Source organism: Streptomyces sp. NBC_01214, assembly GCF_026340975.1.
Taxonomy (GTDB): domain Bacteria; phylum Actinomycetota; class Actinomycetes; order Streptomycetales; family Streptomycetaceae; genus Streptomyces.
This window is the reverse complement of record NZ_JAPEOS010000003.1, coordinates 1,962,632-1,984,968: the sequence shown is the minus strand read 5'-3', so window position 1 is coordinate 1,984,968 and position 22,337 is coordinate 1,962,632. Positions and strand designations below refer to the sequence as shown.

Annotated in this window: 18 protein-coding genes and 5 pseudogenes; 9 read left to right on the top strand and 14 right to left on the bottom strand. The window is 67.9% G+C overall.

The genetic code is table 11. The features are described from left to right. The first annotated feature begins 10 nt into the window (after positions 1-10). A protein-coding gene (locus OG594_RS45715) for an IS5 family transposase (protein ID WP_266608901.1) occupies positions 11-810 on the top strand; the annotation gives its coding sequence in 2 pieces (ribosomal slippage) (positions 11-350 and positions 350-810; 801 coding nt in all). Here OG594_RS45715 and OG594_RS45710 read toward each other — a convergent pair. After that, complete coding sequence (locus OG594_RS45710) at positions 782-2,437, bottom strand: serine/threonine-protein kinase (RefSeq protein WP_266608590.1); 1,656 nt, start codon at positions 2,435-2,437, stop codon at positions 782-784. The two genes, OG594_RS45715 and OG594_RS45710, sit on opposite strands and share 29 nt — an antisense overlap. 303 nt (positions 2,438-2,740) lie before the next feature. On the opposite strand from OG594_RS45710, the gene OG594_RS45705 reads away from it, so the two are divergent. Together OG594_RS45705 and secD are read left to right on the top strand one after the other, a co-directional pair. After that, the gene (locus OG594_RS45705; RefSeq protein WP_266608589.1) at positions 2,741-3,118 is read left to right on the top strand and encodes a hypothetical protein; all 378 of its coding nucleotides are present in this window, start codon (positions 2,741-2,743) and stop codon (positions 3,116-3,118) included. Between the two features lie 100 nt (positions 3,119-3,218). Then, a complete protein-coding gene (gene secD, locus OG594_RS45700) occupies positions 3,219-5,567 on the top strand; it encodes a protein translocase subunit SecD (RefSeq protein ID WP_266608588.1) in 2,349 nt (782 codons plus the stop codon). Between the two features lie 188 nt (positions 5,568-5,755). Here the strand turns inward: secD and OG594_RS45695 are convergent, their stop codons facing one another. After that, a complete protein-coding gene (locus OG594_RS45695) occupies positions 5,756-6,046 on the bottom strand; it encodes a hypothetical protein (protein WP_266608587.1) in 291 nt (96 codons plus the stop codon). A 70-nt stretch (positions 6,047-6,116) separates the two neighbouring features. Between OG594_RS45695 and OG594_RS45690 the strand changes: the two genes are divergently transcribed. Then, a complete protein-coding gene (locus OG594_RS45690) occupies positions 6,117-6,431 on the top strand; it encodes a hypothetical protein (RefSeq protein WP_266608586.1) in 315 nt (104 codons plus the stop codon). Positions 6,432-6,541: 110 nt separating this feature from the next. Beyond that, the gene (locus tag OG594_RS45685; protein WP_266608585.1) at positions 6,542-7,129 is read left to right on the top strand and encodes a GNAT family N-acetyltransferase; all 588 of its coding nucleotides are present in this window, start codon (positions 6,542-6,544) and stop codon (positions 7,127-7,129) included. 261 nt (positions 7,130-7,390) lie between these two features. Here OG594_RS45685 and OG594_RS45680 read toward each other — a convergent pair whose 3' ends face one another. The 3 genes from OG594_RS45680 to OG594_RS45670 form a co-directional block, all read right to left on the bottom strand. Next, positions 7,391-7,594: a hypothetical protein gene (locus tag OG594_RS45680; RefSeq protein WP_266608583.1), complete on the bottom strand. Its 204-nt coding sequence runs from the start codon at positions 7,592-7,594 to the stop codon at positions 7,391-7,393. 211 nt (positions 7,595-7,805) lie between these two features. Next, complete coding sequence (locus OG594_RS45675; RefSeq protein ID WP_266608582.1) at positions 7,806-8,813, bottom strand: restriction endonuclease; 1,008 nt, start codon at positions 8,811-8,813, stop codon at positions 7,806-7,808. Then, a complete protein-coding gene (locus tag OG594_RS45670; protein ID WP_266608581.1) occupies positions 8,813-9,661 on the bottom strand; it encodes a restriction endonuclease in 849 nt (282 codons plus the stop codon). The genes OG594_RS45675 and OG594_RS45670 overlap by 1 nt, the downstream gene beginning before the upstream one ends. Positions 9,662-10,006: 345 nt before the next feature. On the opposite strand from OG594_RS45670, the gene OG594_RS45665 reads away from it, so the two are divergent. After that, complete coding sequence (locus OG594_RS45665; protein WP_323185477.1) at positions 10,007-11,209, top strand: helicase associated domain-containing protein; 1,203 nt, start codon at positions 10,007-10,009, stop codon at positions 11,207-11,209. 112 nt (positions 11,210-11,321) lie between these two features. Here OG594_RS45665 and OG594_RS45660 read toward each other — a convergent pair whose 3' ends face one another. Beyond that, a complete protein-coding gene (locus OG594_RS45660) occupies positions 11,322-12,155 on the bottom strand; it encodes a pentapeptide repeat-containing protein (protein ID WP_266608579.1) in 834 nt (277 codons plus the stop codon). Between the two features lie 128 nt (positions 12,156-12,283). Here OG594_RS45660 and OG594_RS45655 point away from each other — a divergent pair, with 128 nt between their 5' ends. Further along, positions 12,284-13,660 carry an IS1380 family transposase gene (locus OG594_RS45655; protein WP_266594891.1) on the top strand — a complete coding sequence of 459 codons (1,377 nt, stop codon included), beginning with the start codon at positions 12,284-12,286 and terminating at the stop codon, positions 13,658-13,660. A gap of 695 nt (positions 13,661-14,355) precedes the next feature. Continuing rightward, positions 14,356-15,027 (top strand): serine protease, encoded by a 672-nt coding sequence (locus tag OG594_RS45650; RefSeq protein WP_266608577.1) that lies wholly within the window; start codon positions 14,356-14,358, stop codon positions 15,025-15,027. A 414-nt stretch (positions 15,028-15,441) separates the two neighbouring features. On the opposite strand, the pseudogene OG594_RS45645 reads toward OG594_RS45650, so the two are convergent. From OG594_RS45645 to OG594_RS45615, 7 genes and pseudogenes are all read right to left on the bottom strand, one after another. After that, positions 15,442-16,452 (bottom strand): annotated as a pseudogene (locus OG594_RS45645) (IS701 family transposase). After that, positions 16,450-16,539, bottom strand: a pseudogene (locus tag OG594_RS45640) (IS5/IS1182 family transposase); the annotation flags it as partial. The pseudogenes OG594_RS45645 and OG594_RS45640, both read right to left, overlap by 3 nt. Before the next feature lie 40 nt (positions 16,540-16,579). Next, complete coding sequence (locus tag OG594_RS45635; protein WP_266608575.1) at positions 16,580-16,714, bottom strand: hypothetical protein; 135 nt, start codon at positions 16,712-16,714, stop codon at positions 16,580-16,582. 680 nt (positions 16,715-17,394) lie between these two features. Next, positions 17,395-17,911: pseudogene (locus OG594_RS45630) on the bottom strand (IS5 family transposase); the annotation flags it as partial. A 204-nt stretch (positions 17,912-18,115) separates the two neighbouring features. Further along, a complete protein-coding gene (locus tag OG594_RS45625) occupies positions 18,116-18,418 on the bottom strand; it encodes a hypothetical protein (RefSeq protein ID WP_266608573.1) in 303 nt (100 codons plus the stop codon). After that, positions 18,405-19,301 (bottom strand): protein-L-isoaspartate O-methyltransferase, encoded by an 897-nt coding sequence (locus OG594_RS45620; RefSeq protein WP_266608571.1) that lies wholly within the window; start codon positions 19,299-19,301, stop codon positions 18,405-18,407. The genes OG594_RS45625 and OG594_RS45620 overlap by 14 nt, the downstream gene beginning before the upstream one ends. 57 nt (positions 19,302-19,358) lie before the next feature. Next, entirely contained in the window at positions 19,359-21,473 is a 2,115-nt protein-coding gene (locus OG594_RS45615) for an FG-GAP-like repeat-containing protein (RefSeq protein WP_266608569.1), read from the bottom strand. A gap of 197 nt (positions 21,474-21,670) precedes the next feature. Between OG594_RS45615 and OG594_RS47295 the strand changes: the two are divergent. Beyond that, positions 21,671-21,757 (top strand): annotated as a pseudogene (locus tag OG594_RS47295) (hypothetical protein); the annotation flags it as partial. Positions 21,758-21,810: 53 nt separating this feature from the next. On the opposite strand, the pseudogene OG594_RS45605 reads toward OG594_RS47295, so the two are convergent. After that, positions 21,811-22,167, bottom strand: a pseudogene (locus OG594_RS45605) (transposase); the annotation flags it as partial. Positions 22,168-22,337: the final 170 nt, after the last annotated feature.

Genomic DNA, 22,337 nt, shown 5'->3' with positions numbered 1-22,337 from the left:
TGTGGTGGGGATCGTTGAACGGCTGGTGCCGGATGAGTTGTGGGAGTTGTTCCAGCGAGTGGTGCCGGAGGCGCCGTCGCGGCCTCAGGGCGGTGGGCGGCGCCGCCACGGTGACCGGGAGGTGCTTGCCGCGATCGTCTTCGTGGCCACGTCGGGTTGTACCTGGCAGCAGCTGCCCGCCGCCTCGTTCGGCCCGTCCGGGGCGACAGCTCACCGTCGTTTCTCGGAGTGGAGCAAGGCCCGGGTGTGGGCCAAGCTCCATCGCCTGGTCCTCGATGAGCTCGGCGCCCGCGGCGAGCTGGACTGGTCCCGCTGCGCGATCGACTCGGTGAACATGAGGGCCTTGAAAAGGGGGACCTGACGGGTCCGAATCCTGTCGATCGGGGCAAGTTCGGGTCGAAGATCCATTTGATCACCGAGCGGACGGGGCTGCCCCTGTCCGTCGGCATCTCGGGCGCGAATCTGCACGACAGTCAGGCCCTTGAGCCCCTCGTTCGCGGCATACCGCCTATCCGCTCACGCCGAGGACGCCGACGACGCAAGCCCGGCAAGCTCCATGCGGACAAGGGCTACGACTACGCCCACCTGCGGAAATGGTTACGCGAACGCGGCATCAAGCACCGCATCGCCCGCAGAGGCATCGAGTCCTCGCAACGGCTCGGCCGCCACAGATGGGTCGTCGAACGGACCGTGTCCTGGCTCGCCGGCTGCCGCCGCCTCCACCGTCGATACGAACGCAAGGCCGAGCACTTCCTCGCCTTCACCAGCATCGCCTGCACCCTCATCTGCTACCGCAGAATGGCCAAATGAGATGACTTCTAAGCGCGTCGTCCTCCCATTGGTTGCGCAGGGCGAACAGCGCCGACCAGGACTCAGGGGTGTCGGCGAGGCGCGCCGCTGCGACCGCCATCCGCCGGGCCAGCTCGGGGTCGGTTCGGCGTAGGGACTGGGCGGTACCGGCCACCTGGGCGGAGGTGGCACGGTCGCGCTGGCCGACGACGGTCTGACGCTGGTCGAAGGCGACAGCGCCGGCGCCGATCGCGATGACCAGCAGCGCGGCCAGGACTGTAGTAAGCAGTACGCGCCGCCGGCCACGGCGCCGGGCCAGGCCGGACCCGGCGTCCAGGAAATCTCGTTCCGTGCGGTTGAGCGTGAGCAGGCGGCGGCCGGTCGCGGCCCAGTTTCTGGCGTGCTCCAGAGCTGTGCCCTGCGGCAGATCGCTGTTCTTGCGGCCGTGGTCGTGCCAGAGCCGGGACGCTGCCGACAGCCGCTGGTGGACGGCCAGACCCGGGCGTTCGGCCTCCACCCAGTCGCGCAGCCGTGGCCAGGCCCGGATCAAAGCGGCGCTCGACAGCGTGACGGCCCCGTCCTCCCAGACCAGCAGCCCGGCCTCGGTGAAGGCGTGCAGAACCTGGTCCACCACCTCCTCTGGGGTTTGACCGTCGGAGAAGTCGGCCCGGCGGGCCGAGCGGAGCGTGTCCTCGGCCCGTTCACCGGGGGCGACCAGGCGCAGCAGCAGGCTGGAGACGGCCTCCTGCCCGCTTGTGCCCAGGGCTTCGAACACCGCTTCTGCCACCTCTGCCCGTGAAGGGTCGGCGGGGTCGACCGGGCTGCTGGGGGCAACCCCCTCGACGATGGCGGCAAGGTCCGCGCGGCCGACGAGGGACAGCAGTAACTGCTCCGCGGTCGGCCTGCCCTTGGACTTTTTGGACAGCGCTGCCGCCACCAGCGAGCGGAGCGGTTCCTCCAGCACCGAGGTGTCGGGGTCGTCCATGGCGACCTGGTAGGCCAGCACTGCTGCGTTCTCACCGTCGAAGGCGGGGCGGCCGGTCGCGGCGAAGAGGACGACGGCGCCCCAGCCCCACACGTCGACCTTATTGTCGCCGTGCTCGCCCTGGTAACGCTCGGGCGGCATGTAGCGGAGGGTGCCCATGGGCAGGCCGGCGGTGGCGGTTCCCTCGACGATCCGGGCGATGCCGAAATCGATCACGCGCGGGCCGTCGGGGCCGAGGAGGATGTTCTCGGGCTTGAGGTCCCGGTGCACCACACCAGCCTGGTGGATGGCCGCCAGTGCCGTGGCCACGCCGATCGCCAGGCGGCGCAGCTCCTCCGGGCCGTACGGTTCTCCAGCGGTGACCGCACGCCGCAGGTCCGGGCCTGCCACATACTCGCTGACGACGAACGGGACGGGCCCGTCGAGGTCGTCGTAGAGCATGCGGGTCGTACAAAAGGGTGCCACCCGGCGCCAGGCCTGCACTTCCTTGCGGAGCATGTCCCGGTCCTTGTCGCTCACCCGGTGCAGCGCCTTGACGGCCACCCGCTCGCCGTCCGGGCTATAGCCCTCGTACACCACGCCCTGGCCGCCCGCGCCGAGGCGGCCATCGAGATAGTAGGCGCCCAACTGCTTCGGGTCGCTGGGAAGTAGTGGTGCTGACAAGACGGAGCCTCCCGGAGTGAGTGCCGAACGTGTCTCGTGGTCCATCAGGCGGGTAAGACGCCTTCGGAGGCAAGGTGGTTCGCCGGACCGGGGTGGACTACCACGGCGGACGCGAGCGCCGTGCGGGCCACAGGTGGAGCATTACGCGCTGGCGGGCTTCTTCCGCCTCATCGAGCACCTCTCGCAGCTGCACGAAGAACTACCGAGGAACACGGAACGGACCGGGGCGCCCGATACGTTGAGCAGGGCAGGGCCACGCCACGCCGTGCGCACCCGACGAGCGCCGAAGGGATGGGGGGACGCGTGCCGCAACAGAGCCGCTCCGCGCGCCTGGCCGCGTCCGCGCTGACCCTCGTCGTCACCGTCCTCGCGCTGTTCGTCCCGGTGGCCGGGGCGCAGGGCATGCCCATGCCCGCCGACAGGCCGCTCGCCCACCACACGGTGGCGGGGCACGCCGGACAAGGGGCAGGACCGGACGACGTCCCGGCGCTCCATGTCGAGGTCACGCACCGACCTGACGCTCACATCCCAGGCCCGCAGCCTGCGGGCCCCGCGCGTACGGCCGTCGACACGGCCCCGCGACGCGCCCTGGGCGGGCCCGACACGGGCCCCGCCACCGTACTCGCGCCGCCGCGCAGGCCGGCTGAGTCCGCCGCCCCGCGCGGCCCGCCCCACCGATGAGCACGCAGACCGTCATCGACGCCTGACCCCTTCTGCCCCGGCGCACACCGTGCGGGGCCGGTCACGCGTCCCTCCGTCCTGCCCTCATCGTGGAGTACGCATGTCTCGCGCACCCTTGTCCCGCCCACCCTTGTGGAGGGCGATCGTCGCGCTGGCGGCCGTCGCGCTGTCCCTCTACATCGCCCTCACCCAATCCGCCCGCCTCGGCCTCGATCTGCGCGGCGGCACCCAGATCGTCCTGGAGACCCGGGACTCACCCACCGTCAAGGCCGACGCCACATCCACCGACCGCGCTCTGGAGGTCCTCAGGCAGCGCGTCGACGCCCTCGGCGTCTCCGAACCCGGCATCGCCCGCGCCGGCGAGAAACGGATCATCGTCGAACTGCCCGGAGTGCAGGACCCACGCAAGGCCGCCGAGGTCATCGGCCGCACCGCACAGCTCACGGTCCACCCGGTGACGGGGGCGACGGCCGACAAGGGCTCCGCGAAGCCCGAGGCCGACGGATCGCGCACCCTGCCCGACCCGGACCAGCCGGGCAACCACCTGAAGCTGGGCCCCACCGCCCTCACCGGCGAGGGGGTCAAGGACGCCGAGGCGGTCCTGGACCAGCAGTCGCTCAACGGCTGGATGGTCTCCCTCGACTTCCGCAAGGGCGCGGGCGACACCTGGGCGAAGATCACCTCGGACGCGGCCTGCGCGCCTCAGGGCGCTCCGGAACGCCGCGTCGTCATCACCCTCGACAACAAGATCATCTCGGCGCCCGGCGTCAACCCGGACGTGGTGTGCGGGACCGGTATCACCGGCGGCTCCACGCAGATCAGCGGCGGCTTCGGCCGGGCCGAGGCGCGCGAGCTGGCGGCGCTCGTGAAGGGCGGCGCGCTGCCAGTGCCCCTCGACGTCGTGGAGCAGCGCACGGTCGGCCCGACGCTCGGCTCCGACGCAATCGAGGCGAGCACCAAGGCCGCGCTCATCGGCATCGCCCTGACCGCACTGTTCATCACCGTCGCCTACCGGCTCCTTGGCGCGCTCGCCGCCTTGGCCCTCGCACTGTACGGCCTCATCTCGTACGCCGCTCTGGTGGCGCTCGGCGCGACGCTCACACTGCCGGGGCTCGCCGGGTTCGTCCTGGCGATCGGCATGGCGGTGGACGCGAACGTCCTGGTCTTCGAACGGGCCAGGGAGGAGTACCTGGGCGTCCGTTCCAAGGACTTGGCGAAGTCGGTGAAGAGCGGCTTCGCGAAGGCATGGAGCGCGGTGATCGACTCGAACATGACGACGCTGCTCGCCGCGGGATTGCTGTTCTTCTTCGCCACGGGCCCGGTCAAGGGCTTCGGGGTCACCCTGTGCATCGGCGTCCTGGCATCGATGCTCACGGCGCTCGTGATCACCCGCGCGCTCGCGGACTTCGCCGTCGCCCGCAGCTTCGTACGCAAGCGCCCCGGTCTGACGGGCATCGCCTCGACGGGCCGAGTCCGCACATGGCTGTCCCGCCGCAACCCGAACCTGGTCCGCCACCGTCGCCGCTGGCTCGGCGCGAGCGCACTCCTGGTGGCGGTGGCCGTCGCAGGAATCTTCATCCGCGGCCTGGACTTCGGCGTGGAGTTCACCGGCGGCCACCTCGTCGAGTACAGCACCAGCAGGTCCGTCGACGCGGACACGGCCCGGAACGCCGTGTCCGACGCGGGGTTCCCGCGCGCGGTGGTGCAGGAGTCCGGCGACGGCGACATCACCGTACGCACGGAGAAGCTCACCGACGACGAACAGCAACGTGTCAAGGCGGCCTTGGAGAAGCCGGGCGGAACCGTCACGGTGGAGCGTGACGAACAGATCGGCCCGAGCCTCGGCGGCGAACTGCGCCAGAAGGCGCTCCTGGCCCTGGGCGTCGCGGTGGCCGCCCAGCTGATCTACCTCAGCGTGCGGTTCCGCTGGACCCTGGCGGCAGCGGCAGTCTCTGCGATGGTCCACGACGTCCTCCTCGTGGTGGGCCTGTTCGCCTGGCTGGGCAGGCCGGTGGACAGCGTCTTCCTGGCGGCGCTGCTCACGGTGATCGGCTACTCCGTGAACGACACGGTGGTCGTCTTCGACCGCGTCCGCGAAGCGCGCCGCCGAAACCCACGAGGCAACCTGGAGAAAACGGCCAACCACGCGGTGGTCCAGACACTCCCGCGCACGGTGAACACGGGCATGGGAGCCCTGTTCATCCTGACCGCACTGGCGGTACTGGGCGGCGACTCGCTGGCGGACTTCTCCGTGGCGCTGATCGCGGGCGTCTTGGTCGGCATCGCCTCGACCATTGTCACCGCGGTCCCGATCGCGATCGCCCTGGAACACCGCAACCCGCCACCACCACCGGCACGGGGCCGCCGCGCCGCGAAGGAAGTCCCTGACGGGTACAGCCCGTTGGAGGCGCGGAAGAAGAAGGAGAGGAGGACAGGGGCGGTCGTCTGAGCCCGCGAGGACGGTCCTGAGGCCGAGGGCAGCCTCCATCACACGCCGACCGGGCCTCCACGGAGCTCCGACAACCGCGGCCACGATGCCTCAGGCCGCCCTGGCCCACACCGAAGACCGCCGCAGCAGCAGCACCGGCGAGTCACACCAAGCCCTGCACGCGCTTCTCAGCGATGACGACCAAGCGCTCACCATCCCCGCAGCACGCCACCCCGGAACAGGCGCAGCTGGAGGCTGCGGTCTTCCTCGCCTGCTGCAAGATCGGCAGCGTCTCCGAATACCCCCTTGGCGTCGTCCAGGTACATCTGGAGGAGGAGCAGCTCACCCTCAGGCTTCTCGACGAACCGTACGTCGTCCACCGCTGGGTCGAGTTCCTCCTCCCCCGCCTGAACGACGTGGAGAGCGACCACCCGCAGGACTGCGTCGCGGGGGTGGCCGGCCTTCGCTACCGCCGCGAGGGCGGCGGCGTCATACTGCACCGCCCCGGCATGCCAGCCCGGATTCTGCTGAGTCCTCCACTCCCCCACCCTGCGCGCAGGCGTTCCCACCGTGTCCGGCCCCGCCGAGCGCACCGCCTACGCCGAGCAGCTGTGCAAGGCAGTGAGCGAGGCCCTCCACCCCCACATCGTCTCGGAGTTCGCCGCCTCCCTGGACGCCCGCGACCCCGGCCGCCCGGCCGCCTCCCTCCCGTACATCGACGACGTCCCCACCGACCCCGGCCTGGTCCTGACCCTCACCACCGCCCGGGCTGCGCTGGAAGGAGCCGACGGAGCCGTGGTGGACGGCTGCTCTACCGACGGTAGTACCACCACTGGGGGCACAGGGTTCAGAAACAGACACTTGTCGTTTGACGTCCGGCACTGAACGCCCTCCATCCCTGGCATGTTCGGCAACGTTGAAGTGCCAGGTCACAGGCGGTTTCAGGGGTGGGCAAAGATGTGGACCTCGCGCACTACAACGTGATCGAATAGCGGATGACATCTTTCTGGACGGGCAAGCGGGTACGTTTGCGCGGTATCGAGCCCGACGACTGGATCGCGTTCATGCGCTTCGCCGTGGACGAGGAGCGGTTGGGAGACCTACTACAAACGCCTCGCTCCGCCGAGGGCTTCCGTACCTGGGCGAAGGAGCAGGCCGCTGCCAAGTCCGATGGCGACTGCTTCGTGTTGGCCATCGAAGCGGTCGGCACGGGGAAAATAGTCAGCAGCGTCGGCTCGCACCACGCTGATCCGCGTGCGGGCTGGTTCGAGTGCGGCGTCACGGTGGGCGCTGATCATCGGGGCAAAGGCTACGCCGCAGAAGCTGTGGTGATGGTGCTGCGTTTCATGTTCGCCGAGCGGCGCTATCACAAGTGCCAAGCGCGGATCTCCGCGCACAACGAAGCATCGCTGGCCCTTCATCGTCGGCTCGGCTTCGTCGAGGAGGGTCGCCTTCGTGACCACGTGTTCTTCGCCGGTCGGCACCACGACCTCGTCCTGATGGGCATGCTCGCTGACGAATTCGCAGAACTGCACTCGATGAGCGAGCATCTGGATTGCCCTTCGACCACGCCTCGAACTTGATCGGCCTTTTCGCAGTTCGGCGGACGTGAGGGTGGCCTCCGTCTGAGCGAGCGGAAGACCATTCCACCTGCGGCGCCTGCGATCCAGTCCGCAAACGGCCACCGAGCCCCGGCCGCCCGGCTCAACCGCCGCCGCCATCGGGAACGCCTCCGCGAGGACGCTGCCCCACTCGCGCCGAACACGCACGACGGCGGGCCCGGCTTGTCCGGACCCGCCGCCCCTCCGCCCCCGGCCCACGTCGCCGTGCGCTGGAGGGGGAGGTCAGTGCGACCAGCCGGAACCGCTCATCTGCTCCCGCCACGTCACGCACTCCGCGTCCCGGGACGCGGCTCCGCAGCAGGCGCAGGCGAGGACCGGCCCTGCGGCCCGGCCCAGTGGCCCGAGTACGGTCTCCAGCGCCAGGCGCGGTGAGCCGGGGCGGGTGAACGCGGGGACTGGGGACGAGTAGCTCCGCTCCAGACTCACGGACGCTGTGTCCGGCTGGGGCCGCGTCTGACCATTCGGCCGCGCCAAGAGGCAGGGGCCACGCGAGCCGGCACAGGCCGGAGTCCTCGAAGCGGGGCCAGCCGCCACGAAATGCCAGCACCGAAGCCTTCTGCGACAGGTTTCAACCGTACGTTCGTCCTCCCTGAGAGGGCGCTTTTGTACAGCAGGAGCGCCCTCTCAGACCTGGTGTTCAGGCAGAGCGCCACCATGTTGTGCCGCTGCTTCCCGTCTCCGGATCGCCGACGCCCAAGACGGAGAGCAGGGGCTCGCCCCATGTCGCCCAGCGTCGCAGCAGTGCCCCGCCTATGAGGTTGATGTCGTGGTTGTCGGCGAACTCGCGAGCGGGTTTGGTGAAGGTCCCGTTGGTGACCGCGACGACTATGTCAGCCTTGTGCTCAGGGCGGGCGGTCCCGTTGAGTGTCTGGATGTCGGGCGATCCGACCTTTCCCTGACCACCATGGCGATGCTTGCACTGCAAAACCATTCGGCTGCCGTCGGGCGCCACCGTGATCACGTCGGCTCCGAGGTCCCCGGATCTGCCACCGCTTCGAAGGATCGTGTGACCATCACGGCTCGCCAGAGCTGCCACCATCTGCTCGAACGCTGCTGGCGACATTGTGTGGATGTCTTCAAGAGCGATGCTGGCCTGGGAGGCAACGAACGCATGCAGGTCATGTTCTCTCAGCGCTACATCGTGCATGGCCTCGCGGTAGACCCTCATGGCGCGGTTCAGCGCTTGGTCGATCCCGCCTATCTGGTCCATGAGAGGCCCGAGGCGCTCAGCTGGTGCCTCCTGCTGCTGCGGTCGCTGCTTGAAGCTGGCACGGAGGTCTTCCGTGGTCCCTTTCCGAAGCTCTTCCCAAACGAGTCTGGCTGTACGGGCAGCGGCTCCGGAGGCGTCGCCAAGCCGAGCGAGCTCAGAGTCAAGCGCGTGACGAGCCTTGGCGTACTGCACCCAGAACAGGGTTCCCGCGGGCATGCGCAAGGCACCCAGGTGCCCCTGCTCTCTTTCGATCGTTCCTTCAAGGGCGGTTGCCGCGCTGACCTGCTCCACCGCGACACGGCCCTCGGTCCAGTGAAGGTACGCCGCAAGCAGGTCATCGTCAGTGGCTGCTGCTATCCGGCGGTTCAGCTCGTTACGGAGCTTCGGCTTCGGGTACTGCGGAACCGGCACCGATGTTGTCCAGTTGATGTGCATCAGAAGTGCTTCACCAGGCCATCCAGGGGTACGCCCCACTCGATCCAGCGCTGAAGCTCAAAGCGCTGGACAAGCTGTACCTTCGGGTGCCGGCCCTGCATGAACCGGTGCGCGGGATACGAGACGAAACGAAGATTGGTGATCACCAGCACGGAGCTGTGTCCCCGTTCGCTGGCCAGGCGTTGTGCGGTGACGATCTGCTCGATGCTGGTGTATTCGTCCCTCGTGGGGTGCCTGCCGTGTTCGCAGAAGATGATCCCTTTAGAGCCTGCTCGTTTCACTTCGATCATCCGGGGCTCATAGTGGACGACCTCAAAGCCCGATCGTTGGGTGGCCTCTCGTACGGCCTGCTCAAAGTCCTGCTGTGTCATCTGATCGAGCTGGTGCAAGGAGGTACCCGCGTCGGTAGAAGCCTGTCGCTTCAACATCTCGATTTCGGCAATCTGGCGCAGCCTCTTCCGGTCCTTCTCCAGCAGGCTGTCCAGACGCTTCTTCGCCCCCGACAGCTGGCTCCGCAGACCCGAGAGTGCTGCCCTCAGGTCTGACAGACGTTCCTCCTGGAGGCGGAGGTCTTTGCCCAGCTGGCTGCCGAACACTCCGGCCGCGGCCTCACATTCGGCGAGTGCATGCTGCGCCTCGAACTCTTCAGCGCCCAGATGCTTCACCAGCTTCCGGGCGACCTGCCAGGTATCCTCTGTCACCTGGTCCGGGGATCGATGGGCGTTGCTGTCCCGCCTGTGTTCAGCCTCTGTCCTCTCTCGAGTGACCTGTTTCAGGAAGCTGCGCCATTCGCGGGCGAGGCCGACAGCCATGCGCACTTCACTCACCCACAGGAACGCTCGCAGCATGTCGTCCTGGTCCGCTCGCCCTATCCGTCTACCGACCGTCCGACGCAAAGAAGGACTCTGGTAACACTTAGGGGTAACCCTCGCGTTCTGGTCAATTATCACCGCGTGAGGGTACACAACGCCTCTGACAGGCCAGCGCCGCGTTCGCCGTGACCCGCAGGGGCGGTGAACCAGTGCCTCGATGCCTCGCAGCATCCGGAAAGACTCTCGCGGCCATCTTGACCTCCATCAGCGCCGTACTCATGGCCATCAAGTAGAGACGGGTCAGGCAGCATCGCGTTCTGGGGTGATATTGCGCCGTAGCCTGGGACCGTAACACCACCTCACAAGGCTGCAGTTCAGCGAGTGCGTTCCCCACTTGTGGGGGTCTTTCCTACTACGGACACGCGGGTTTCGACCGGCCCCGCACATTCCCCCACGCACAAGGAGACACCACACACGTGCAGGAACGAGGAGAATCCGCAGGCCATCGGGCGGTTCTTTAGGGCGTCTCATCGAAATGTCTGGATCTTCTCACTCTACGTCACGCGCTATCGCAAGCGATGCCCTGCCATATCTCTGGCGATCAGGGAAGCTCTGTGTCATTTCGATGAGAGTCTGCGCGACGGCGAACCGAGATGTCGCAGTTACACCGTTATCAACACCGAGCGTCAGGACTGGCGCCGGGGCGTGGAAGCCGCATGGCAGTACCGGCAGCGTGAGGGGCATCTCGACGTCCCCTACGAGCACGTGGATGCTGACGGGTTGTTCCCGCTGGGGCGGTGGCTGTCGGATCAGCGGCGCACGTTCCGGGCCGGGGCCATGACCGGCGAGCGGTCGGCCGAGCTGGAGGGGCTGGGGGTCGTGTGGGACACCGCCGCCGCCGGCTTCGCAACCAACCTCGGCGCAGCGCGGGCCTACTACCAGCTCCACAGGACCCTCGCGGCCCCACGGAGCGCCACCATCCTGGACATCGCGATCGGGCAGTACCTCACGAACATCCGCCGCCCCGGCGGACTCGGCAAAGACCCCGAACGGGCGCAGCGGCGAGCCGCCGCACTCGCCGCCATCGACCCCGACTGGAACCCGGGGACGCTGGGTTGGACGGTCGACTGGCAACGCCACTACGCCTACCTCGCCCAGCTCCTCGCCGAAGGTGCGCGGCTGACCGCGATCGTCCCCGGCGTGACCCGGCACGGCGAGGACATCGGACGCTGGCTCGCCACCCAGCGGCGGGACTGGGACCGGCTGAACGAGGAACAGCAGCTCCGGCTCGGCGAACTCGGCGTCAAGAAGACCCCGCGCGCCCGCAAGGCGGCGGCGAAGACGGCTACGGCATCCGGGCCACGCGCGGGCAGCGAGGCGTTCCAGAAAGGACTCCAAGCCCTCCAGCAGTACATCGCGCGGGAAGGCGGGATGCCGGGGCGGGCTGTCGTCGAGCGGCTCCCCGACGGCACTGAACACCGCACCGGCATCTGGCTCGCCAACCAGAAACAACGCCGCCACCGACTCCACCCGGCACAACTCGCAGCACTCGCCCGGGGCGGCATCGACTGGGCTCGAACATGACGTGGGAGTCAACTTCCCTACAGGATTGTGTAGAGGGCGCGCATGAATCCGCCATCCCCTGCGGGCTGGAGAACGGGCTGCCCGGCGCGCCGCCGTCGACCCGAAGCGGTGATCAGTTCCGGGCTTGAAATCTCTGATGCTCCACGGCCACGATCCGAGCTTGCACCTGCGGTGCCCCACTGATCTCGTCAGGCAGTTTCGTCGACGAAGTGATCTCGGCGGCGACCACTTGTTCGACGGTCAGACCTTCCACCTCCCGCAGATCTGCATCGTTTAGATCGGTGCCCGTGAGATCGGCGCCCCAAAGGTGGGCACCTCTCAACGACGCACCTGTCAGATAGGACCCCTGCAGGTGCGAGTCAATGAACATCGCCCCATCCAAACGGGCCCCAGCCAGAATGGCATTGCGCAAGTCGACGCCGCTAAGATCCACACTGTAGGGCTCGTCCTCCTCTGGCCGCCGGCCAAGAACCATCAGTGCAGCCTGCAGAGTTCCGGCAGGTGTCTGCGAACCCCGCACAGCGGATACCTTGCCCTCAGACGGTGCTGGCGCACGCTCTCGGACGAACGCTGCTAGCACCTCGACCACCATGAAGTAGTCCTTCTGAGAATCGCGCATGATCCGCTCCAACGCGAAGATTCCGCCCAACTGCTCGATGACTCCATTTGAGGCAAGGTGTTTGATCGCAGTGGAATACCGGTCTGTAATCTGGCCTTCCTCTGCGATCCTCCTCTGATCGTCGTCCCTGGAGCGTGTGAGCCGGAGTGTACGATCGGTATAGGTCAGCCCTGCGCCTGCCACCAGACCGGCTACGGCAGCCACCACAGCCGTGCGAAAGCCAGTCACCACCGCCGCCGGACCGGGCTGCGTTCCCGAAAGGTGACCCCGGTCGAGCACCCACGGCCCCTGCCACAGCAGCCACCCGAAGAAGACAACTGCGACCACAACTAGCCTCGCGCTTTCATGAAGCGGGCTGTCCGACGGGTGGTCAGGTAAGCGAGAAGTGCCTCTGACCAGCAAGAATGAGGATTGTCGAGGTCCTTGTTCCTGCCACCGCCGGAGGCACTTCCCAGGTGAAGAAGCGTATCGGGTCCTACCCACGCGTCCGCATCGAGGGCGGTGGCCGTGGGGTGGTGTCACAGGCCGGGGCCGTGCTGCTGGTCGAGACGGTCCGCAAGGCCGGGCTGGACCAGGCGATATCGGCGGCGCTCGCGCCGTGGCGACGGCCGCGGGCGGTGCACGATCCGGGCAAGATCCTGCTGGACGTGGCCCTCGCGGTCGCGCTGGGCGGGGACTGCCTCGCGGATGTCGGGACGCTGCGGGCCGAGCCCGGCGTGTTCGGGCCGGTGGCCTCCGACCCGACGGTCTCCCGGCTCGTCGACGCCCTCGCCGCAGCCGGGCCGAAGGCCCTGTCCGCTATAAGGGCCGCTCGGGCCGAAGCGCGTGAGCGCGTCTGGAAGCTGGCCGGCGCTGCGGCGCCGGATGCCGCGGGGCAGGTGATCGTGGACCTGGACGGGGTGCTCGTGCTGGCCCACTCCGAGAAGCAGGACGCCACCGCGACCTGGAAGAAGACCTTCGGACACCACCCCCTGATGGGCTTCGTCGATCACGGAAGCGGCGGGAGCGGTGAGCCGGTCGCCAGCCTGCTCAGACCGGGCAACGCAGGCAGTAACACCGCCGCCGACCACATCACCACGGCTGGGCTCGCCTTGGCGCAACTGCCGAAGAAGTACCGGCGCGGACGCCGGACGCTGATCCGTACCGACTCCGGCGGCGGCACCCACGAGTTCGTCGCCTGGCTCGCCCAGCGCGGACGGTGGCTGTCGTACTCGGTCGGCATGACCCTCACCGAACAGATCCACCAGGCCGTACTCAAGGTCCCCGCCCCGGCCTGGACGGCAGCGATCGAGCCCGGCGGCGAGATCCGGGACGGGGCCTGGGTCGCCGAGATCACCGGCGACTGCCTCAAGGGCTGGCCGAAGGGAATGCGGCTGATCGTCCGCAAGGAACGGCCCCATCCCGGCGCCCAGTTGCGCATCACCGACGCTGACGGACTGCGGCTGACCTGCTTCGCCACCAACACCACCGACATGCCGATCGCGGCACTGGAGCTGCGGCACCGCCAGCGAGCGCGAGCCGAGGACCGCATTCGGGCCGCGCGGGCCACCGGCCTGCGCAACCTGCCCCTGCACGACACCGCACAGAACCAGATCTGGCTGGAGATCGTCCAGCTCGCCCTGGACCTGCTGGCCTGGATGCCGATGCTCGCTCTGACCGGCGAAATCCGCAGGTGGGAGCCCCGCCGTCTCCGGTTCCGCCTTCTCTCCGCCGCCGCCCAGATCGTCACGACCGCCCGCCGCCGGCACCTGAGGTTCGCACGCCACTGGCCCTGGACCGACGTGATCACCGACGCGCTGGCGCGGCTCGAAGCTCTCCCAAACCCCGACTGACCAGCACGTTCCCGTCCCTGCGAGCAGCATCACCCCGACCGGAGCCGTGGAATCCGGCGCCCACCCGACGCGACAGCCGGGCCATCAGCGTGCCCGCCACCGACCCGAACAACCGAAACGGCCCGCCGAAGAAGCCGACGGACCGTCACGAAAGATCGAGGCTAGAGTTGTACGGACCTTGTGGTGCCACATCCACAATGCGAGGGAATTCTGCACATTTTCCATTAAGTCAGCAGACCCCTCGCCTACGGTCTCCGTCGATCGACACCGCGGGGCAGAGCGGGAGATCACCCAGTCGCATCGGCCCACCCGCGTACGTATCCCGTACGTCACGATCCGCTCGATGTCGCGCGGGCCGTTCACTTCCACGGATAACTCGGACCTGTACGGTCTGGAGCAACCGCGATCATCGCAAGCTAGGTGGGCTGGGAATGGACCAGTCGTGGAAGGCACGCCAATGGGGACAGCGCCAGGTGCAGGCCGCTGCCGCCCGGCATCGGCGAGCGGCAGCTGAGCGACAGGCCCGCCAAGCTGAGGCCACGACCCAGCCATCAGATGTCGACGGTCGTCCCCCGGCTACAGAAGGCAGCCCCAGAGCGGGCGGAGCCTCGTCACGGCAATCCTGGGATTTCCTGTCCCGAGCCGTCCGTGCGGTGGAACCAGTGGCCCGTATTTGCGTACCTGTGGCTGGGGACATGCGGGCCGTAGCAACGGGCTTCCTGATCTCGCCGAGGCTGCTGCTCACCGTGGATTTTTCGTTCACACCTGAGCAAGCGGCCTTTGCCGAGTTCGAGGAGCGACCCGCCGCCTTGGGCGGTACCGCCGTGTCCACACAGCGGTACCCCCTCATGGCCAACGAGTTCTACATGTCCGACCGGCGCCTCGGGTTCGCCCTGGTGCTGCTGGGCGACGGGCCTGCTGGCCCTCCAGGGGGGTCCTTCGGTTGGACCAAGCTCAGCCGCCATTCTCAGCTCGTCGTCGGAGAGCCGATCAGCTTGGCCGGGTACCCGCAGGGCCGCTCGAAGGAGATTTCGTTCGACGGCCGTTTCGAAAGCTGGGGGAACGGCTCCTGCCGTTACCAGGCAGACACAGAACCGGGAAGCGCCGGCTCTCCCGTCTTCGACGACCAATGGAACGTGATCGCCGTCCACCAAGTCCGCGTGCCACGTAAGGATGAGAACGGCCGGCCGTTGCGTCTAGACGGCGAGATCTGGGAGCGCCGAGACGGAGAGGACGCCCTCGACTGGGTGTCGAAGGAAGGTGTGACCATCAGCGCCATCCTGGAACATCTCGCGGCGTACACACTGACACCGGCGCAGCGAACTCTCCTCGCAGAAGTGGGCAAGAAACCGGAGGCCTGGCCCTGAGCCATGCGCAGCTCGCGCCAGCCACAGCCAAACAGTGTGGGGGTGATCTCTGGGTGGTCCAGGAAGCCGTCAAGAACGGTCACCCCAGATCTTTCGGAGCGTGTCAGGCACGCGAAGCGCAGAGCTTCGATTCCATCGGTCGCCTTGGCGTCGGTCAGATAGCGGACACGCGCACCGCACTCCATCCGCCTCGCCCTACTCTTGCCCGTACCGCACTTCCGGCATCTCGCTGCGGAGGAATTGGGGGTCTCGCTGTACGGCGATACGGCTCGACGTAGGAAGCAGTGGGAGGTCTAGTGGTGCTTTGTTAGGTGGTGTCGTGGTGCTATTGGGGGATGGTTTGTCGGCAGGTGGGGCAGGTGCCGGTCCAAGTGGCGATGAGGTGTTGGAGGAGGTCCAGAGCCTGGTAGAGGGTCAGGCCCTGGCAGGGGCTTTTGGGTTCCTCCACTGTTCGGTCAGGAACAGGTGGGCTGCGGTGACGAGGGTGACGTGGCGGTGCCAGCCGGTGAACGAGCGTCCCTCGAAGTGGTCCAGGCCCAGGCAGGTTTTCAGCTCGCGGTAGTCGTGCTCGATCCGCCACCGGGCCTTCGCGAGGCGGACCAGGTCCTTCGCGGGAATGTCGGCGGGCAGGTTCGAGACCCAGTACCTCACCGGCTCGGCCTCGTCCTCGGGCCACTGGGCGATCATCCAGACGAGCGGGATCGTGCCGTCGTCGGCGGGCTTGGGCCGCCGGCCTGCGAGGCGGACCCGGAGGAGGACGAAGTGCGAGCTCATCGCCGCTTTCGACCCCTTGCGCCAGCTCACGGCCCGCCCCCGCTGCCGGCCCGCGGCCAGCACATGCTCGCGCAAGGACACCGGCCGACTGCGGTAGCGGGGCAGCCGGCGGGACCCAAGCCCGCCATAGGCAGGCCGGTGAGGCTCGGCGTCCTTGCCGTGGGCGGTCATCTCGCTCTTGACCTGCAGCACGTAGGCCAGACCCCGGTCCTCCAGGCCGTGGCGGAAATCGGCGTTCGCGCCGTAACCGGTGTCCGCGACCAGCGCGGCGGGCCGCAGACCAGCGCCGGCCAGTTCGTCAAGCATCTCCAGCGCGAGCTCTCACTTCGGGGGGTGGTGCTCGGTATCGGGGATCCGGCAGGCCTTGCGGCCTGCGGCCATCTCAGGCCCGTCCCAGGACGAGGGCAGGAACAGCCTCCAGGACAGTGGGCACGAGGCGGTATCGGACGCGGCATGGACACTGACACCGATCTCGCAGTTGCCGACCTTGCCCAACATGCCCGAGTACTGCCGCGCCACCCCGGGTGATGCGGTGCCGTCCTTGGGGAAACCGGTGTCGTCCACCACCCACACCTGTGCCGCCTCGCCGCATGCCAACCGGGCCCACACGTCCTCCACCGGCCAGGTCGAGGACGTCATGAACTGCTGCACGGTCAGAAGTTTGCCGAAGCAGCGCGGGCTCAGCCCCGTGAATGGGGCTATCCAGGACGGCTCCGAGGCCGTGATCACACCGGGCACGACAGAGATCATTTACCGTCGGCGCCAGCTGGCGGCAGTCTCAGCCGAGGAAGTCCTTCCAGAACGGCACGGACGCCTGCGGAGCCCAAGGCGCATCCTCGTCAACCTCGCCGAACTCGTGGTCGATGTAATCGGCCAGATCGTGGCCGTAACAGATGATGTCGGTTCCCCACACCGACAAGACCGGATGTCCTGGGGTGTCGCGACAGGTACGAAGCGGTGCGCGTATACGGGAACGAGGTCCGGCGCTTGCGCAAGTACCGCTCGGGCCACCTCCACGGCCTCTTCAGTGGTGGCGGGACGCACCCCCAGGGCCGGATGCCAGCTGCCGTGAGCGACGTCGCCCAGCACTTCTCGTGCCGGCCACTCCAGCCGATGGCGCAGGTCGTCTACATCCGCGTGACGCCAGTCGGGCCAGGGCTGCTGCCACGTTGCGCCTTCCTCGGGAGGTGAGGCAACCGGCAACCCTGCCGCCAGGAAGGCACGATGCTCTGGGGAAAACTCAAACCCATAGGTCGCCTCGATCCGGCTGAACTCTTCATCCGTGAGCCCTGGAGCTATCTCACAGCAGTCCGCCTCAGCCAACCGCCTCGCGGCCTCCGCACCCAACCGAGCGCCATCAGTGTCGATCACTCCGGCACCGTACACACACTGCTCGCACGGCATCGCCACTTTTCGAACCCCGACAGGGGCCTCCAGGTCATAGCGGGACAACCCTTAGGAGTTGTCGTCAAAGTGTCACGCCCACATCAGGAGCGATGCGAGGGTGACAGCTGCTTGGCAGGTTGGGCGGTCTTGTAGTACCTGGTGGCGATGCCGCGCCACTGCATGGATCGCTCCGGGATGGTGTGGGCGACGCAGCCAGACGCGAATGGCCTTCGAGCTGTCGCCCTTGTCGCCGATCATGTGGTGGAGCCGCACGCGTGGCCGGCCCGGCCCGAATCGGGGCACCCGTATTGCCTCCATCACGGCGGTGAACTGGGTGCAGTCGTTGGTATTCCCGCCGGGACGAAGGCGAGCGGGCGAGCCGAGCAGTCGCAGGCCAGGGGGATTTTGCTGGTCAGCCCGCCTCGGGACCGTCCGAGGGCCTGGTTTCGGAGCCCCTTTTTCGCGCTCCGACAGCGTGCTGGTGGGCGCGGACGACGGTGGAGTCGACCGACACCAGCCACTCGACATCGCCTGCGGCGTCTGCGTTTGCCTGCGCTGCCTGGAGCATCCGCTCGAAGGTCCAGTCCGCTGCCCACCTGCGGAAGCGTGTGTAGAGGCTGGCCCACGACCCGTACCGCTCAGGGACATCCCGCCAGGCGAACCCGGTGCGGAACTTCCACACGATTCCGTTCAGGACCGTCCGGTCGTCCAACCGGGGCCGCCCCAACACAGAACGGGGCAGCAACGGCTGCACGAGTTCCGAGTTCCCACTCGGCATCGGACAGTACATGGCGACGTATCACCACTCCATGATCCACAATCCAAGATCACTGCGACGGCAGACCCTAGGCACCTTGGTCTTGGTCGCCTACGTCGAGATGGACCGACTCCCCCCTGCTTCGGCACCGTTCGCCGAAGTGTGTGGTGCTCAGCGGTACGGCTGGTGGTCGTCGCGGTGGGCGATGGAGCGGTCCTCGAACCGCCAGGAGTCGACGGCCGCCCACGAGCCGGTGGTCGGGTCGTCGACCCGAGGGCGGGTGGGGGCGTGTTCGCCGCTGGTGTCCCAGCCGAACGAGGCGCCGGGGACGGTGAGGCCGACGTGGAACTCGGCATCGAGGTCGCCGCCCGCGACCGCCCACGGAGACAACCCCGTCGACGAGTACCCGGCCGCGCTCGCGGCACCCTCGGGCGTGGCTAGCGGTGAGTCGGGCTCGGCGTCAGGGCATGCCATCTGCATAGAGGAGGCGAAGGAGTGCAAGCGGCCCTGGGCCCGGCCGTCTTCGGCGGTGAGTGCGAGGGTGCCGTAGCTGCACCAAGCGGAGGTCCAGGAGGGGCACGATACGGCCGCCCGGCCGGAGCTGGGTCAGCCATGCGGGCGGGATGTGGTCGACGGAGAACGTGGCGAGGACTACGTCGTAGGGAGCGTTCGGCGGCCAGCCCAAGGCTACGTCCGCGTCCACGACCGTCGGCGCGCAGCCGGCCGTCTTCAGGGTCCCCTGCGCGTCGGCGGCGAGGGTGGGGTCAAGGTCGACGGTGGTGACCTGCTCGTCACCCACCAGCGCGCACAGCAGACCGGCGTTGAAGCCGGTCCCCGCGCCCAGCTCCAGCACACGGCCCTGGGCAGGGTGTTCGGCAAGGCCGGCCAGGAGGAGCATGCGGGCGACCATGGACGGCATGGACGCTGACGAGGACGGCAGACCGGTGGTGAACTGGGTGACCAGCGGCTCGTCCGAGTAGGCCGCGGCCCCACCCGTCGGGCTCCGTCGCCCGGTCCACGGGTCGGTAGCCGCCAGAGCCGTCGCGTAGCCAGATCCTGTCGAGCAGGAACCGGTGGCGCGGTACGCGGTGGAAGGCCTCTTGCAGGCGGCCGGGCAGTGGCTGGCCGAGCCGCTCGGCAACAGCCGCGAGCAGACCGTCGACGAGCCCGTCGGTGGCGGGGGCGTCCGGTGTGGTGGGCACGGCTGCTTCCCCCCGAGTGCACTCACGTGCCGTGGCTCGACAGCCCGGGCAACGTCGTACCCGACCTGACCTGACCCGTTGTCCTTGTCCCAGTGGAGCAGTCGATGTGGAGCCCCGGTCCTGGCCGCCGGCTCTTCCTGACGAGCAGTCCCCATACGACTCGGCCCCGTCCCGGCGGATGAGCCGGACGGGGCCGTCTTCTCGGGATTCGGTCAGTTCATGGACACGGTGCCGCCTCCCCAGCAGGTGTGATCCCAGGGCCTGCGGAAGTCTTGCAAGGCGCCGGTGCCGTAGGGGCTGGCGCTGAGGGCGAAAACGGCCTGGTGGGCATCGCCCCCGCAGGTGGCGCCGATGGTGCCGTAGTCATAGAACAGGGCTATGTCGCTCTTGCCGTCGCCGTTGTAGTCGCCGGTGGTGAGGAACCTGGTGCCGGGACCCCAATCGGTCCGGTCCCATTTGGCGACCGGGAGGCTGAAGCCGCCGTCGCCATTCGCGTGGGCGCTGAGGGTGTACAGGCTCACGTGCCCGGCGGTGTAGTCGTAGAACAGGGTGAGGTCGCTCTTGCCGTCACCGTTGAAGTCACCGGAGGTCAGGAACTTCGTCCCCTCCCCCCAGCAGCTGTTCTTCCAGATCTTCGTGGGGTTGCCGCCGCCGTTGAAGCCGCCTCGGGCGTCAGCGTCCGCGGTGAGGGTGAAGATGGCCTGGTGGGCGCCGCCGGCGCAGGTGGACCCGTCAGTTCCGTAGTCGAAGAAGAGGGCCAGGTCGCCCTTGCCGTCGCCGTTGTAGTCGCCGGACGCGACGAACTTGGTGCGGCTGCCCCAATTGGTCCCCTCCCATCGGGAAACCAGGTCGCCGAACCCGCTGCCGTTCTTGTCGGCGCTGATGGTGAACAGCCGCAGGCGCTCGTCGCCGTCGTGGTACAGGAGGCCGAGGTCGCTCGTGCCGTCGCCGTTGTAGTCACCGGAGGTCAGGAACTTCGTGCCGGCTCCCCAGCAGAAGCTCTCCCAGGCCGGCTTGGGCGCCGGCTTCAGGGTGCCGTCGGTCTCGGCCAGCCACGCGACGATCGCCACGTGGTTGTGCACACAGGTGGAGCCGGTAGTGCCGTAGTCGTACAACGCGGCGATATCGCTCCTGCCGTCGCCGTTGTAGTCGCCGGAGGTGACGAACTTCGGGTTGACTGGCTCACAGGGGCCGTCCCACAGGGATTCCATGCGGTCGCCGCCGAAGTTGCCGGACCGGTCGGGACTGCCGGGCAGGGCGAACAGCGCGGTGCGTTTGGCGCCGTTCTGGGCGCAACCGGAGGCAGTGGACCGGCCGTAGTCGTAGAACAGCGAGACGTCACTGACGCCGTCTCCGTTGTAGTCGTGCTCCGGGTTCTTCTTCTCGGCGACGGTGTCGACGAAGTGGGTGCCGCTCGCGTAGTAGCCGTTGACGGCAGCGTCGACCTCGGCCGGCTTCATGGCGCCGGATTCGCTGTAGTAGACCCAGTTGACCTTCTGATCCCAGGTACGGCTCTGGCCGGGGAGCGTCAGGTCGGTGAACCAGTGGTTGAAGTTGATGGTCATCAGCTGGCGCGGGGAGTACGTGGTCGTCGAGAAGAACGGCCGGCCGTCCACGTAATAGGCGACCATGCCATTGTCGACCGTCATCTGCAGGGTGTGCCACCCCTGGAGCGACCTGGGGGCTTCGTCCTTCCGGAAGACCCGGTCCGCGTCGGTGGGCTGCTCGGCGGGGTAGTTCCAGGCGGTGGTGTAGAGGGAGGGGCCGAGGTCACCCCAGCCGCCGTTGGGGACGTACTCGAAGTCGATCTCGCTGTACAGCGAGTCTGGCTTCTTCATGCCGATGGCGTAGAAGGTCTGAGCGGGGTGGTCGCCGGCGGGACCCGTGGTCGGCTTGTCGCTGAAGTGGACGCGCGCGGCGTACGTGCCGGAGTAGAACTTGTGTCGGGTGGTCTGGATCTGGGCCTGGGCGGTACCGGCGGCGGTGCCGTCGGTGGTGGCCTGCAGGAGCATCGACCGCTTGCCCTGCGCGGAGGCGTCGTCGGGGAAGCTGACCTTGCTCGGGGACCAGTTCGTCCCGGGGCCGGGGCCGCCGGAATCGCTGCGCACGGTCCAGCCGTGCGCAGCGAGGGCGGGATCGCTCGGGCTGGTGTAGTTGAAGTCGTCGAACAGGGTGCTCGCCTTCGGCGGCGCGGCCGCGGCTGCGGGCACGGCCGTCGATGCGGCGGCGCCAACCGGCAGCACCGTCGAGGCACAGGCCAATAAGGCCGTGGCCAGGAACGCGAGGCCTCTGCGGCCCGTGCGTTCGCGGGGACGAACACGATTCATCGGGTCTGCTTTCGAAGATCGCAAGAAGAGAAGACGATCAACACCGTGCGTTTGAGTGTTGAGTCGCAGGTCAAGCTCTGGGGGAATGCCGCAACGGGACGTCCTGATAGATCAGCTTGTGTCTATCAAGAAGATCATCGGGAGTCCCGTTGCAGAAGAAGTCTGTCATCACGCGCACGGTCGAGGCGGCCGGGGGTGTGTACGCGCCTGGCCACTTGGGTGAGTTGACCCAGATCGTGGACTTCGTGCTGGTGGATGCGGTGATCGAGGAGACCGGGTCACGGGAGAAGAGGCTGCGGCTGCTGCCGTCCCGGGTCGTCGTCTACTTCACCCTCGCGCTGGCCCAGACGGCGACCTGTGAGTTCTCGATCCTGCCCGCGGTGCCGGTGTACTGGCGCTGGACGCCGACCGTGTGCGTGCCCTTCTTCACGTCCCCGGTCTCATCGACCACCAGCACCGCCTCGTCGTCGTGCAGATGTTCCACCACGTACTCGCGCACGTCGTCGCGAATCCGGTCGGCGTCCCACTTGGCCCGGCCGAGCAGGTGCTGCATCCCGTCTGGACTTGCCTCTCCGGCCCATTCGGCTATGGTCCAGCAGTTCTTGCGCGGCAGATCCGACAGCAGCCCGAACACGAGCTGCCGAACCCGGCGCCGGGGCTCGACCCGTCTGAACCGGCCTGCGATCCGGCCCATCAGAACCTCGAACGCCTTGTGCCAACGGGCAGGGTCTACGCTGCGACCTGCGGCCACCGCATGATCTTCTGTTTTCACACACCGATGATCAACGATGACCGCACCCCTCCCAGCGCCAGCCCTCGCTGGCAAGAGCACGATCCACGACTGGAGTTAGCTTCAGCCGGAGC

Bases quoted from the DNA above. Each gene is read 5' to 3' on its own strand.
- secD (WP_266608588.1), top strand. From the start codon at position 3,219: ATGTCTCGCGCACCCTTGTCCCGCCCACCCTTGTGGAGGGCGATCGTC.
- OG594_RS45670 (WP_266608581.1), bottom strand. From the start codon at position 9,661: ATGCTGCGAGCGTTCCTGTGGGTGAGTGAAGTGCGCATGGCTGTCGGC.
- OG594_RS45675 (WP_266608582.1), bottom strand. From the start codon at position 8,813: ATGCACATCAACTGGACAACATCGGTGCCGGTTCCGCAGTACCCGAAG.
- OG594_RS45650 (WP_266608577.1), top strand. From the start codon at position 14,356: ATGCGGGCCGTAGCAACGGGCTTCCTGATCTCGCCGAGGCTGCTGCTC.
- OG594_RS45620 (WP_266608571.1), bottom strand. From the start codon at position 19,301: ATGGGGACTGCTCGTCAGGAAGAGCCGGCGGCCAGGACCGGGGCTCCA.
- OG594_RS45685 (WP_266608585.1), top strand. From the start codon at position 6,542: ATGACATCTTTCTGGACGGGCAAGCGGGTACGTTTGCGCGGTATCGAG.
- OG594_RS45625 (WP_266608573.1), bottom strand. From the start codon at position 18,418: ATGGCATGCCCTGACGCCGAGCCCGACTCACCGCTAGCCACGCCCGAG.
- OG594_RS45615 (WP_266608569.1), bottom strand. From the start codon at position 21,473: ATGAATCGTGTTCGTCCCCGCGAACGCACGGGCCGCAGAGGCCTCGCG.